This window comes from Chryseobacterium sp. WG14 (assembly GCF_024586945.1).
Taxonomy (GTDB): Bacteria; Bacteroidota; Bacteroidia; order Flavobacteriales; family Weeksellaceae; genus Chryseobacterium.
Genome location: NZ_JALCZD010000004.1, coordinates 377,442 through 391,596, shown reverse-complemented (window position 1 = coordinate 391,596; position 14,155 = coordinate 377,442). Strand labels below are relative to the sequence as shown.

Here is a 14,155-nt window from a genome sequence, read left to right as displayed (position 1 = left end):
CAATTGAAAGGCTGAGAATTCCCCTCCTCTGGAGGGGTGGCAAATCAAAGATTTGACGGAGTGGTTATAAAAAGAATTTCCATTTATAAAAAGCAATCCGTTCAAAACTGAACGGATTGCTTTTTATAGTGAATGATGATCATTACACCTAATTACTAGCCTTGTTAAGCAGGTCTATATCTTCCTGATCTAAGACAAGTTTTGGAGCATTAAACAGGGTTTCAAGCTGTGATGCACTGGTAGCACTTACAATAGGAGCTGTAATCAATGGATTAGCCAGCAACCAGGCCAGAGCCACGGTACTTTGAGGAGTATGATGCTTCTCGCCCACCTGATCCAATGCTTTTAAAACTTCAAGACCTTTGGCATTCATGTATTTTCGTACGCCTTCCCCTCTGGCACTTTTTGCAAAATCAGCTTCATCACGGTATTTTCCTGTTAAGAAACCGGCGGCCAGAGACCAGTATGGAAAAACACTCAGATCAAACTGTTCTACCAAAGGTGCATAGTTTTTTTCAAAACCTTCCCTTTCCATCAGGTTATAATGAGGCTGTAAGGCAACATATTTAGGAAGATTATGCTTTTCTGCAGCTTCAAAAGAAGCTTTTAAACGTTCCGGAGAAAGATTGGAGGCTGCAATATAACGTACTTTTCCTGCCTTAATGATCTCGTCATATGCAGAAAGTGTTTCTTCTACCGGAGTAATGTTATCGTCAAAATGCGTATAATAAATGTCTATGTGGTCAGTCTGAAGTCTTTGCAGAGATTCATCCACTGATTGTAAAATATGTTTTTTGCTGATATCAAAACCATGTTCTTTTGTTTCAGAACCTACTTTGGTTGCCAGAACAATATCCTTGCGGCTGGAACGGCTTTTCATCCACTTTCCGATGATCTCTTCAGACTGTCCTCCTCTGCCGTTTACCCACCAGGAATAGGTGTCTGCCGTATCTATAAAATTGAATCCTGCTTCCGTAAAGCGGTCTAATATATCAAAAGATTGTTGTTCGTCCAGTGTCCATCCAAAAACATTCCCACCAAAATTGATAGGTGCTACTGCCAGATCGGTATTTTTGATCTTTCTTTTTTCCATAAAATGATTTGTTATTACAAAGTATTAAGTGACATCTAAGGTAAGGAATAAAGGCAAAAAGAGGGATTCAAAATAACCATACAGTCCATAGTTATTATAAATAGGAATTATTATCCACTTTAGATTATTGATGTCTCTAATAAATATTTCACTTTTCACACCATGTAATATGGTGATTTTCTTCAATTACAAAATAGATTAGTATATTTTTCTTATTAAGTGCCTAATTGCCTGATTTTATCGAATATGCTTAAAAATTAATATACCTTTAAGCAGTTTAAAAATATTTTTAGATAATTTTATGGCCATATAAGTGCATCAAAAAATTTGTCCCACTAATGGAACAATTCAAAAAAATATATTCTGAATATAAACATAGAGTTTATTTCTTTGTTAAGAAATATGTTCAAAAAGAAGAGGATATAGAAGATATTGTCCAGGAAATTTTTATGCATGTTTGGAAGCATATGGATAAAGCTGCCCAGATTCCTATGGAAGCTATCATTTTTAAGACCTGTAAACAGGAGGTTTCTAATTTTTATCGCAAGAATAAATTATTATTTACTTTTTCTGAAAAAGAAATCATTACAGGAGAAGAGGAAACTCTCGATGAAAACAGCCATGAAGAACTGATTTCAAAGGTTAAGCGCCTTTTAGAAAAACTGCCTCAGAAAACCCGGGAATTATTTATTCAACATACAATTAAAAACATCAGTTATTCTCAATTGGCTAGAGAAAACAACCTGTCAAAAACGGCTGTCAGCAAACAAATACATAAAGCTCTAAGCTTTCTGAGAGGCAATCTGCATTAATTTACCATTATTACTTAATATGAACAAATTGTTAAATCCTGATTTTTAGGGTGAACGATTTGGCATTTCTGTGTATTTACTAAAAAATGCTTTGAATGAAATCATAATGCATGCTGTATGAGTTTAGAAAAAAAATTTGCAGAAACCTGGAAAGCAGTCTCCGAGGAACAAAATAAAATAGATGCCACTACAGACCAAAGAATCTGGGAAAGTATCAATATAAAATTCAGGAAAAAAAGAAATATAAAAAAACTGTATTGGGCAGCAGCTATTCTTGTCCCCTTTTTTATTTTTTTAATGATGGATGAGAATTTTCAAAAAACCGCCATACAGCATAAACAAAAATATGTTTATGAAAGTTTTGAAGCTTCAAAAATTCTCAGATTATCTGATGGAAGTATCATCAAACTGATGCCATACAGCAAGTTGACTCTCAGTAAAAATTTTGGAGATAAAGACAGGGAAATCATCTTTACAGGACAAGGAGATTTTAGCATTGCTAAAGATAAAACAAAACCTTTCAGAATTAATGCCGGAGATTTTCATATACAGGTTTTGGGAACTCATTTCTTTTTAGACCAAAAATCTAAAGAAAAGAAAGTAGAATTATTTGAAGGAAAAGTAAAAGTAGAACACTTGGGGAAAATCACTTATTTACTGTCCAAAGAAATCTGGATCAGTAATAATAAGAATTCTGATTACCATTATTACAGAGCGGAGAAACAAATGAACTTCACATTCAATGATTCAGCATATTCAGAGGTAATTAAGCAACTGGAAGACATCTATAATGTAAAAATATCTTATCCTGATCAATATAGAAGCCGAACAGTAAGTGGTTCATTTACAGGAAACCTTAATGATATTCTCTCAATAATCAGCTATCCGTTTAATCTAAAAGTGAAAAAAATAAATGAAACAGAAATACTATTAAAATAAAGAAGCATCGATAATGGGGGTTATCGATGCAGATTTAATCAACTTAAAAACCTGTAGAAAGTTTAAAAATTAATATGGCAAATTTATGAAAAAAACAGCAATTAGTATTGCTATGCTTGGGATATTGTATGTTTCTCAGCGGTTACACGCTTCAGAAATTTATACTGATATGCATACAGCTTATGTGACAGCTCCACCTGTAACTAAAGTGTTGGAGAAGTTGAGTAAAATAACTAAAACACAATTTTTTTATTCAGTATCAGACCTTGAAGATATTTTGATAGATGATCAGGATATTGACTACAGATTATTACATCCTACATTGGATTATTTACAGAAAAATTATCCTATTGAATTTAGTATTCAAAATAATATTGTCACCGTAAGAAGATTATCAAGGAAGATTGAAAAGAAAAGCAATATTGAAATAAATCATATTTCTAAAAATGATACCATTACCGAAAAAGCAAAAAAGATCGATGAAGTAGTATTGGTAGGTTATGGAAAGCAAAATAAAAAAGATGTATCAGGTTCTATTGCTTCTCTTGGCGAAAAAGACCTGAAAAGTGTAGCCTCAGGCAATTTTGGGGATATGATTGCCGGAAAGGCCACCGGAATTCAGATTGCTTCAGCAAATGCAAGCCCCGGGTCTTCACCCAATATCCGTATCCGGGGAATCGGGACGTTAACAGCCGGGGCAAATCCCCTGATCGTTGTTGATGGTTTTCCACTTACAGAAGGAACCAATTTAAATTCAATAGATCCTAATTCTATTGCTTCGATAGATGTTCTTAAAGATGCAGCCTCAACGGCTATTTATGGATCAAGGGGAGCCAATGGAGTGATTTTAATTCAGACCAAAGAAGGTAAAAAAGGAAAACTTGAGGTGACTTTGGATTCCTATTATGGAATTCAGACAAGAAGTGATAATGAAAAGTTCGTTAATGCTTATGATATGGCCGTTTTCATGAAAGAATCCAGGGATAATAATTATCTTTCAAAAGGCGTCAACAGAAGTACTTTGGACGATACAGCAACAAGAATTTCTAAAGGAGCTACCTTGAGAGAACTTGTTCCTGATTATTTAACACCTTACTTGAATAAGCAACCCGGGCTCACAGATACTGACTGGTATTCAGTCGTATTAAGACCTGCTCCTATTAGCAACACTTCACTGAATATTCTTGGAGGAAGTGAAACAACAAAATACTCATTTACAGGAAGCTATCTGAACCAAAAAGGAATTCTGATTGGAACTGATTATGAGAAGTACTCCGGAAATATCAATCTGGTTACCAATATAACAGATCAACTGAAATTTGGAGTTTCCATGACTCCCTCTTTCTCAAAAGGAAGTCTTTTTGATATGGTAAACGGAGGAAGAACTTATAATCTTCTTCAAATGGCCACTACCATGTATCCGTTCTTTACCCCAAAGGATACCGATGGAAATCTTATTATTTCTCAACAGATAAAAGTAAATGGCCCTACGGATGGCGCTTTGGTTGAAAATCCTGTTGCTATTGCAGAAATGACAAAAAGGAAATATACTTTATTTAAAACATTTGGAAATATTTTTGGAGAATGGAATTTTTTAAGGGATTTTAAGTACAAAATTTCCGCAGGTGGAGATTATACAAATTATGAGTACAATTTTTTTGATCCATCAACGGTAGGAAGCTACAGAACTTCCGCTCCCGACGTTACCACAGCAAGCAGAACAGAGTATATTACCAGGAATTATCTGATTGAAAACTTACTGACTTATGATAAAAAGATTGAAAGCCATTCTTTCAACGCCATTTTGGGACAGTCTTATCAAAATGAAAATTCAAATCAAACTACAACTTTAGCTACTGGTTTTCCGGATAACAGTCTGGAAAATATTTCCGGTGGTACATCATTTAAAATTGATATCAATCAGTATAAATGGGCACTTATTTCTTATTTTACAAGACTCAGTTATACCTACAATAGTAAATATAGCCTGATGGCATCTTATAGAAGAGACGGATCATCAAGATTCGGGGCTCATTCCAAATGGGGAAACTTTTATGCCTTATCATTAGGATGGACCGTAAGTAAAGAACGTTTCTTTATGGAAAATAAGTGGTTGGATCCTTTGAAATTGAGGTTTAGTTTAGGAACAAACGGAAATAATCAGATTCCGAATTTTGGCTCACTATCCCTGATGGAAAAAGAAAACTATGTTTTTGGAGGAATATTGGTACCCGGATATCGATCTTCCACAGCAGCAAGCTTTGACCTTTCCTGGGAAAAATCAAAATCTGTGAATTTTGGAATTGATTTCGGGTTGTTTAATAAATACTTAAATGTATCTGCTGACTATTATATTTTAAATAGAAACGGCTTGTTATTAGATGTGCCGGTTCCCCAGCAATCCGGATACTCTACTTTGCTTCAGAATATTGGAAAAATCAGAAACAGAGGTTTAGAAATACAGCTTTCATTGAAAGCTATTCATATAGGAGAAGACTTTGAATATTCAAGTAATTTTAGCTTTTCTACTAATACCAATAAAGTATTGGCTCTTGCGAATGGGCAGTCACAAATTGTAACCGGAGCAAATAATTTTGCAGTAACAAGAGTTGGTGGTTCTATTGCTGAAATGTATGGCTATACTATTCTGGGGATTTATAAAAGCCAACAGGAAATAGATAATTCGGCTCATATTCCGGGAACATTAGTAGGAGATTATATGATGGAAGATATCAATAAAGATGGGAAGATTGACGGCAATGATAAGAAAAGTTTTGGGTCCGGAATTCCTAAATATGTGATGGGCTTCACGCATTCATTCCGATATAAAAATTTTGACCTTAACTTTACATTATATAGTGAGCTAAGCAGGAAAATCTATAACGGAGACCAGGTAAATAGTACAGAATCAGGGGAAGGTTTTGGAATGGCGACTCAGAGCTATTTTGACAACAGATATAACCCGGTTACCAATCCCAATGGAATGTATGCCATGCCCAATATGAACTTCTCAAATAACAGAAAAGAAGCCAGAACTTCCAGTATTTTCTTTAAAAATGGAGATTATGTAAGATTAAGATCCTTAAGGCTTGCTTATAATCTTCCTCAACATCTGGTTTCTGCCTTAAAGGTAAAATCAATTCAACTGTATTTTGTAGGAAACAATCTTTTCACCATAACTTCTTATAAAGGACAAAATCTTGATGCAACTTCAGAAAGTATTCTCACGCAAGGCTATGACAACGGTTATTATCCGGTAGCAAGAGTCTATTCTTTTGGAATGAATATGAAATTTTAATTTGAATGTAACCTAATATTTTAAAAATGAAAAAATTATATATCCCCTTACTTTCTTTATTCTTATTGCAATCCTGTTCATCTGATCTTTTAAATACCTCTCCTGAAAGTATTAAGCAAACAGATAATTTTTACAAAGATGAAGCTCAGTTGGAGCAAGGTGTGAATGCAGTATATGGCTCACTTCAATATGTGGGGCAATATCAGTTAGCAATGCTGGCTATTGGAGAAATTCCATCAGACAATACTTATGATGAAGTTCCTGCCAACGATAATTTTACCTATGGAGAGCTTGATTTTTTTACAGTTCAGCCTAATAATTCTTTGCTGGCAAGCACCTGGAAAGAAAATTATATCGGAATTCAGCAGGCTAATATTGTTTTAAACAGAATTGGAAATGTTCCTATGAATCCTTCACAGAAAAATATCAGGATAGGTGAAATAAAATTTTTAAGAGCATTGATGTATTTTAACCTTGTAAGAATTTTTGGGGATGTCCCTTTGGTCACCAAGGAAAGTGTAAATGTGAATGATTATTTTGGGCAAGGAAGAACTCCAATAGAAATCGTTTATGGTTTTGTTGAGTCCGAGCTTAAAGATGCCATTTCATTACTTCCTGAGACTACTTCCCAAAAAGGAAGGGTGACAAAAGGAGCGGCTTTGGGAATCCTGGGAAAAGTTTTGATGACAAGGAATAAATATAATGAGGCTTTACCTTTTCTGAAGCAGGTTGAGGGGCTAGGATATAGTTTACTGACTGATGTTACTAAGATATTTGATGTGACAAATAAAAATAATGCAGAGGTTATTTTCGATGTACAGTTTGCTTCAGGATTAAATGGAAATTCAGAAGGAAGCCAGGCATATCAGATGTTCAGCCCATCAGGGTTTTCTTCCGGGGCAAAAGGTCATAATCTTCCTACAAAAGAGATGTATAATATTTTTACGACAGGAGACAAAAGAAGAGATGCTTACATCGGTTTAACGAATAATGGAATTCCTTATTCAAAAAAACTAACAAAGTCGGCTACAGCTCCTGCAGATGGAGGAAGTAATGTTGTAATACTTCGTTTGGCAGATGTTTATCTACTTATTGCAGAGTGTTATGCAAAATCCAATGATCTGGTGAATGGAAATTTATATCTCAATAAAATTAAAAACAGAGCCGGTCTTCCTTCTGTAAATATTATTGATCAGACTCTGTTATTAGAAGAAATAGCCCTGGAGAGAAGGAAAGAACTGGTAGGTGAAGGGCACAGATGGTTTGATCTGGTGAGAACAGGAAAAGCACTTCAGGTGATGACAGCACATTTTCAGAACACCCCGGGATACGGAACGGCTACCATCCAATCACATAATTTAATTATGCCTGTTCCCCAAAATCAGATTAATACAGATCCTGCTATTCAACAAAATCCAGGATATTAAAATATACTTGTATGAAAAAAATAATAGAAAATATCAGTAAATTTTCTTTTGGGTTAGTTTTGCTATGCACTTCTATTACAACCTATTCTCAACTATCATTAAGCAAATTCCCTGATAACAGGATCATGGTAGTAGCCCATCGGGCAGATTGGCGTGAAGCTCCTGAAAATTCAATTATGGCTATAAAAAAAGCTATAGAGAAAGGGGTGAATATGGTAGAAATAGATTTGTCCTTAACAAAAGATAATGTTTTGATTTTAATGCATGACAAAACTATTGACCGGACGACCACCGGAAAAGGAAAACCCTCTGATTATACATTAGAAGAAATTAAAAAATTATATCTGAAAGACGGATTAGGAGTCCCCACGAAGATGAGAGTCCCTACCCTTAGTGAAGTATTGGATGTAACGAATGGTAAAATTTTCATTAACCTGGATAAAGCATTTGACTATTTTGATTTGGTTTATCCGGTTTTAAAGAAAAGAAATATGTTTGATCAGGTTCTTTTCAAAGGAACAGCAGGCTATGATGAATTTAATCAAAAATATGGAAAAATAAAAAATGAGATTCATTATATGCCAATTGTAAGGCTGGATTCCGGAGAGGGCTGGCCAAAGGTCAATAATTATTTAAAAAATTACAGGGTGTATGGTTTTGAATTTACTTTAGGGCCGGACGAGAGCCATTTAATTAATTTTAAAGATGTTCAGGAAAAAGGAGTAAAAGTCTGGGTCAATTCTTTATGGCCTAATCTAAGTGCCGGTCACAATGATGATCAGATACTCGAAAATCCAAATGTCTATGAATGGTATCCCAATAACAATATCAATATCATTCAGACGGACAGGCCAAAGGAGCTGATTGAATTTTTAAAAAGAAAAAATCTATACTTTTCTGTCAATTAAATTATTAATCATAATCATTATTTTTATATCGTTGTTTATTTTTGCTACTTTTTTCTGAAAAAGTAGTGTATTTTTCATTTCTATATTGCACTGATAATCAGTTTATTATTAATAAAAATTAACAAATGTTTTCATTAATAATAATTCAATTAAAAGTGATAATTATTATCTTTGAATTCAAATCATAACCCTAATTTTTAACAATATGAATTCATTAAAACTTTTCAGAAGAAGAATTTTAAAAAGCGCTGTTGCTTTAATTCTTTATTTAGGAACCAACCAGCACATTCAAGCACAAGGTGGTTTCTACAACACGACACCTCCCCCAACGACTGCCAGGCCCAGTGTGGATCTTTTAAGGGCTACCCTACTGAACGGAAATAAAAATCCGGGATATGTGTTCCTTGCCCTTCACAGAGCAGCATGGATTGACGGGACCCCTGAAAATTCGATTCTGGCAGTCTCAAAAGCAGCCAATAATCGCAATGTAGACATGATTGAGATTGATCTCAAAACGAGCAAAGACGGAAAAGTATACCTGATGCATGATGACTACCTCCAGCGTACCACCAATTTTCTGGATTTGTACCCCAATAAGTACGGTACAGGAAAAGATAATTATGGAAAGGCTAGTGAATATTCTTGGGACGAATTGAGCAGGTTGAGATTAAAAAATGAAGAAAAAACATATACGAATGAAAAAATTCCGCTTTTGCAGGAAGCAATTACTGTTGCGCTTGGAGCAGGCGTATTTCTCCAGCTTGATATCAATGATGACAGGACTTTTCAGGAAGCTATGAAGGTTGTACAAGCTGCAAATGCATTTTCAATTGTCATGTTTAAAGGAAATAAAACACCCAATCAGTTTACTCCTTTTTTCAATCAGTTGACTGAGGCTCAGAAAAAGCAAATTATTTTTGCTCCTTTTGTAAAAATAGATTCTACACCGGATGGTACTACTACTGCTGATCCTATGAAGTTCTATGAACAGTGGGAAAGCTGGAGAAGAAGCAACCCCACCTATACAGGAGTTGCGGGATTATATGAGATGGTATTTAAAACCCCTGCGGATACAGGCCTATTCCTGGTGGCTGAGAAAATAAGAGCCGGAGGGAAAAGAACCGGTACTTTTTCTGCACAGCCGGAATATTATCGGGGACGGTATATCGGAAATGTCAATATCAATCAATGCTGTGCCAATACCCCTGAAAATGACCGGAGAGGAGATTTTGATTTTATCCTTGCTCCCAACAATAACAGAAACGCAGGAATCAACGGCTATATCATAACAGATGAAGTCACAACTTTTTTAGAATATTTTCCTAACAGAGTGATCCAGTAATACCATGAAAACAATATACACCCGGCTAATTACTAATCTAAAAATATTTTCTTATGAAACCATCTAACCATACTTTATATAAAGATCTTTTTTTGAAAGAAAAAAAACCTGCTTTACCCTTTACAGCTTATTTCCTCTTTCTCGCCCTTATAACATCTATCTGTCCGCTTTCTGCCCAGGAAGTATTTGACAACACTGCTACGGGAGAGTATTCTGCGAATACACAGATTGCTAATTTATATGACCTGGCCCTCAGCAATTCATCCACCTGGCAAAATGATTTTAAGCATTCTACCAATACTGCTTATAAATTACAGGGAAACGCTAATACGGGGACTGCTGATAGATTTGGAAACCCTTCCCAGGCATTGTACTTCAATCAATATCAAAACATTACGATCCCTTCGGGACCTATCAAAGATATTGTAAGCAGTAATAATGGATTTTCTGTTTCCGCATGGATCAAAGTTCCTGATAATGGAAAAGATTGCAGCATCTTAAGCTTTACCAACCCCGCTAATGGAAATAAAGAAGATATTCAGTTACGGATGAAAGACGGCTATTTCCAGATATTAAAATATTCTACAGTTGCTCAAAAAAAAGTGGTATTGGGACAGGCACGATATAAAATAAGCTATTACAGTGACAACACTCAAAATGAAATATACCCGGGACCTGATGAATACGGAGCTGGCTATATCTATTTCATGCTGAGCTCTAATAAATATTCTACCCGATTGTATTTCAGCCGCCCGGGAGGACGTTTATATGCCAACTATTTCTGGTTTGGATTATCTGATGTGCTTACCAATACCCATACGGCTACTTTTGGTACTGTTAACAACCAACAAGGGGCCATATTAAGCGCAGTGGATGATATTATGGTGTATAAAGAAATGCTTACCCCGGAATTAGCAAATAACCACTTTTTGGTCCAGTCTCCGATATACCCATCAAGATCTTATATTGTAAGAAACTATCAGAATAAGCCTATTGCTCCTGAAGGAAATACGTATGAGAGCGGATATATAAAGGCAATATCTGTTTTTAATCCTTATGAAGATACTTATGGCGGTGCAAGATGGCAGCTCCCGGTCAGGGAAATTTCTGGTGGAAAAAAGCTGATAAATTTTCTCAATGCTAAATCATACCTGCCTATTGCAAGGTGGAATGCCAATTCAGGAAATTATTTTTACCAGGAAAATGGTGATTATAATTCTGGAAGACAGCTTTTTGAAGCTCTTCGTATCACAAATCCAAATAATCTGACAGATTATAAGCAGAATACTTTTACATTCCTTATCAATGAATACAGATCAGATATGTATCAGCTGGGGTTTTCAGGGAATGAACTGTATGTGCAGTATCCTAATAAGCCTGATGATAACTGGTCTATTCAGGGGGCTTTTAGCACGGCAGTCAGAGAAAAATTTTCTTCTGTCAGCGAACTGGGCGTTCGACTGATAAATTATGGCACAAAACAAAGTATGGCACTTTATAATTCAAGTGGATCTAATTATTACTTATATCAAAGCTCTTCTACTTTTGAACCATTCTCTTTGGCAAGGCTGACGCCTAGATTTAGTGAGGCCAATTATAAATATGGATATGAAGATTTTAGATTTAGCAATATGGCAAAAAATTCTAGTCTGGCACTTAAAGGAGGTATAAAAAGTACTACTGAGCAAGATTATTTATGGTTGGACGAGGCTAATAGAGCTAACTTTCAGCTGTCTTATGTGAAAGACGATCCCAATGGAAAACCTTTATACCTTGTAAGAATAAACAATGGATACGGTGCCAGAATATTAATTCCAAATTATGAAACAGGAGGATATACGTATATTACCCAGAATTCTATTGTAGAAGACGGACCTTCATATCCTGATAATTATCTGTGGTCTTTAAATATGATTTATATTGAGGACGGTGATATTGTAGTGGCAAGAACAACAAAAGCGGCTCGTCCTGATATTACTGAGACCCAGGCATTAAATGTGTATCCTAATCCTGTAAAAGGAAATGCTACGATAGAATATACATTATCAAAATCCGGCCCTGTCAAAGTGTATATTACTAGCGCTACCGGAGCATTAGTAAAAACAGTACAAGAGAATACTCAAAACAAAGGAACCTATAAAGAATCTCTTGATACATCCGGCTGGGTTTCCGGAGTATATTTCTGTGTACTTCAAACTGATGGACAAAAGATAATAACTAAAAAAATTATCGTACAATAAATTATTTTTCATCAATATAACCTAAAGTAAACAGCCTTCATGTGAATGAAGGCTGTTTTACTCTATCAATTAAAAAAAAGACTGTTACTTCTCAACCTGAGGAACCTCAATGGCTGCAAGCATCAGTTTATATTCCTGCAGTTGCAGGGTTATGTTTTCCAATCCGTTTCTAAAGAAGGGTGATTCTTTAAACAGATGATGATAATATTCAATTCCTTCCAATATGTTTTTTTTGAACGTATTCCATTTTTTTGACTGGGAATGCGTGATTTGAGCCGATGATTCTGTAATTTCTTTTTTCAGATAATCCACATACATTTTTAATTCATTGATGAACATATTCGGACGTTGGTTATCCGGAAGAATATTTGTGTTTCCATAGATATGCTTTACCATTTCAGAAAGGGAAACCTCTTTGTTAAAAAAAGCGATATTCGGTCCCGGGCATATGACAACGCCTTGTTTTTCACCCTTTATTTCCATATTATGTTCCATATAAGCAGCATTTACAAGACCTACACAAAGACAGGCTTTATCTGTAATCTCCGACTTTCTTCTGTTAAATTCTTCAGCCGTATATGTTTCCCGGCTGGAATACAGTTCTTTCAGTTTAATATCCTGATACTTCCTGGAAGCGGTACATGTTCCTTTAGAAGAAAACTCTTTGCTTAAAGCCAGTAATTTTTTCGGACATGAACTTCCATATTTCCCATGAGACTCTTTCTGTTGTTTTAATATATCATTGGATGTTCCTCTTACCGTATTAAATGGGACTCCCAATGGTGAAAGATTGCTCAGGTAAAAATCCTTTTCTTTAGATTGTACCAGTAAATTTCTGGTTTCTATATCTACAGAAGTGGCTTCCGGAACCAATAAAAACGGAGATCCCCATCCTACACTGTCTACATCATAATTTTCAAGCAGAAAATCATGTTCTTCAGAAGTTCCTACTCCGCCCTGAACGGTAATTTTCATTTCTAAAGGTCCGGCAACACAAGGTTTTCCTTTCTGTTCTAAAGCGGAAATCATTAAGGCATGGGCCGACTGAATCAGATCATTTTTTTTCTGTTTAAATTCTTCCATAATAGGCCCCAGGAGCAGTCCGTCTGTAGCAAATGCATGCCCACCACAGTTCAACCCGGATTCTATCCTGTATTCTGAAACCCAAAGCCCTTTTTTTGCCAGGAAACTCCCCTGAATCATTGCAGAGCGGAAATCACTTACTTTAAGAATGATTTTCTTTTTTAAAATTCCTTTCTGATCCGGAAAAAAATCTTCAAATTCTTCCATATAACTGTATAAACGAGGATTCATTCCTGCAGAAAGAACCATCGAAGAAGACAGTTTACTTTTTGCAAATCCACGTAAAGACGCATGGGCATCATTGTAGATTACAGAAAGCTGTTCGTCTTTTTTATAGTTGTCTTTATCAACTTTTGTCATGATGTTGACATCAATGCTTCCCGGCTTTAAGTTAGACTCAATAAAGCTTTTAATAGCTGATCCCCAGTTATCCTTTTGACTCATAAGGTTTTGAAGACCTTCTTTCAGCTCTGATGTATTAGGCAACATCGCTATAAAATCTTTTAAGGCTTCTCTGTTTTTGCTGATTTCCTGTTTGAAAGACTCAAATTTTTCATTCACGATATCATCTACCATATCCAGATAAGCGGTAATTCTCTTTGCTCTGTAATCTTCTGTTTTGGATGAAATTTTTAAATAATCCAGATTAAACTTCTGATTATAAAAGTTTTTCATTTTTTCCAAAATTTCGTCATCGATAATGGAAATGACGGAAGAAATTCCATATTGGGCAACACGAATCGGACTGTCTATAGTATAAGCCAGCCCCATTACCGGAATATGAAAATTATGTAACGGTTTAGTTGTCATTATATTTCAATAAAGGTTCTCTCATTAATGCAACTAAAAATTCTAAAAAACTAATTCACTGCCTAAATATATCATTTTAAAATTAACTATGCATTAAATAATATTTATAATGTGGGAAAGATGCCAAATATCATCTTATCCTACGAATGCCTTAGCTGGGAAGGAGAAATATAAAGTATACTCAGCATTCCCTCTAAGCGAAG

At 35.3% G+C, this 14,155-nt stretch carries 9 protein-coding genes; 7 read left to right on the top strand and 2 right to left on the bottom strand.

Annotated elements, in window-relative coordinates:
* Positions 1 to 148: 148 nt before the first annotated feature.
* On the bottom strand, positions 149 to 1,093 hold the full coding sequence (locus MP478_RS09930; RefSeq protein WP_257200366.1) for an aldo/keto reductase: 945 nt from the start codon (positions 1,091 to 1,093) through the stop codon (positions 149 to 151).
* 338 nt (positions 1,094 to 1,431) lie between these two features.
* On the opposite strand from MP478_RS09930, the gene MP478_RS09925 reads away from it, so the two are divergent.
* The 7 genes from MP478_RS09925 to MP478_RS09895 all read left to right on the top strand — a co-directional run bounded on the left by MP478_RS09925 (position 1,432) and on the right by MP478_RS09895 (position 12,059).
* On the top strand, positions 1,432 to 1,905 hold the full coding sequence (locus MP478_RS09925; protein WP_257200365.1) for an RNA polymerase sigma factor: 474 nt from the start codon (positions 1,432 to 1,434) through the stop codon (positions 1,903 to 1,905).
* Positions 1,906 to 2,022: 117 nt separating this feature from the next.
* The gene (locus MP478_RS09920) at positions 2,023 to 2,844 is read left to right on the top strand and encodes a FecR family protein (RefSeq protein ID WP_257200364.1); all 822 of its coding nucleotides are present in this window, start codon (positions 2,023 to 2,025) and stop codon (positions 2,842 to 2,844) included.
* Between the two features lie 85 nt (positions 2,845 to 2,929).
* Entirely contained in the window at positions 2,930 to 6,142 is a 3,213-nt protein-coding gene (locus tag MP478_RS09915) for a TonB-dependent receptor (RefSeq protein ID WP_257200363.1), read from the top strand.
* Positions 6,143 to 6,168: 26 nt separating this feature from the next.
* Entirely contained in the window at positions 6,169 to 7,569 is a 1,401-nt protein-coding gene (locus tag MP478_RS09910) for a RagB/SusD family nutrient uptake outer membrane protein (protein WP_257188746.1), read from the top strand.
* Positions 7,570 to 7,580: 11 nt separating this feature from the next.
* Positions 7,581 to 8,477, top strand: a complete 897-nt coding sequence (locus MP478_RS09905) for a glycerophosphodiester phosphodiesterase family protein (protein ID WP_257200362.1) — start codon at positions 7,581 to 7,583, stop codon at positions 8,475 to 8,477.
* 205 nt (positions 8,478 to 8,682) lie between these two features.
* A complete protein-coding gene (locus MP478_RS09900; protein ID WP_257188744.1) occupies positions 8,683 to 9,819 on the top strand; it encodes a glycerophosphodiester phosphodiesterase family protein in 1,137 nt (378 codons plus the stop codon).
* 53 nt (positions 9,820 to 9,872) lie between these two features.
* Positions 9,873 to 12,059, top strand: coding sequence for a T9SS type A sorting domain-containing protein (locus tag MP478_RS09895; protein WP_257200361.1), 2,187 nt, complete (start codon positions 9,873 to 9,875; stop codon positions 12,057 to 12,059).
* Between the two features lie 84 nt (positions 12,060 to 12,143).
* Here the strand turns inward: MP478_RS09895 and MP478_RS09890 are convergent, their stop codons facing one another.
* Positions 12,144 to 13,952 (bottom strand): hypothetical protein, encoded by a 1,809-nt coding sequence (locus MP478_RS09890; RefSeq protein WP_257200360.1) that lies wholly within the window; start codon positions 13,950 to 13,952, stop codon positions 12,144 to 12,146.
* Between the last annotated feature and the right edge of the window lie 203 nt (positions 13,953 to 14,155).

Bases quoted from the DNA above. Each gene is read 5' to 3' on its own strand.
- MP478_RS09910 (WP_257188746.1), top strand. From the start codon at position 6,169: ATGAAAAAATTATATATCCCCTTACTTTCTTTATTCTTATTGCAATCC.
- MP478_RS09905 (WP_257200362.1), top strand. From the start codon at position 7,581: ATGAAAAAAATAATAGAAAATATCAGTAAATTTTCTTTTGGGTTAGTT.
- MP478_RS09895 (WP_257200361.1), top strand. From the start codon at position 9,873: ATGAAACCATCTAACCATACTTTATATAAAGATCTTTTTTTGAAAGAA.
- MP478_RS09930 (WP_257200366.1), bottom strand. From the start codon at position 1,093: ATGGAAAAAAGAAAGATCAAAAATACCGATCTGGCAGTAGCACCTATC.
- MP478_RS09890 (WP_257200360.1), bottom strand. From the start codon at position 13,952: ATGACAACTAAACCGTTACATAATTTTCATATTCCGGTAATGGGGCTG.
- MP478_RS09920 (WP_257200364.1), top strand. From the start codon at position 2,023: ATGAGTTTAGAAAAAAAATTTGCAGAAACCTGGAAAGCAGTCTCCGAG.
- MP478_RS09900 (WP_257188744.1), top strand. From the start codon at position 8,683: ATGAATTCATTAAAACTTTTCAGAAGAAGAATTTTAAAAAGCGCTGTT.
- MP478_RS09925 (WP_257200365.1), top strand. From the start codon at position 1,432: ATGGAACAATTCAAAAAAATATATTCTGAATATAAACATAGAGTTTAT.
- MP478_RS09915 (WP_257200363.1), top strand. From the start codon at position 2,930: ATGAAAAAAACAGCAATTAGTATTGCTATGCTTGGGATATTGTATGTT.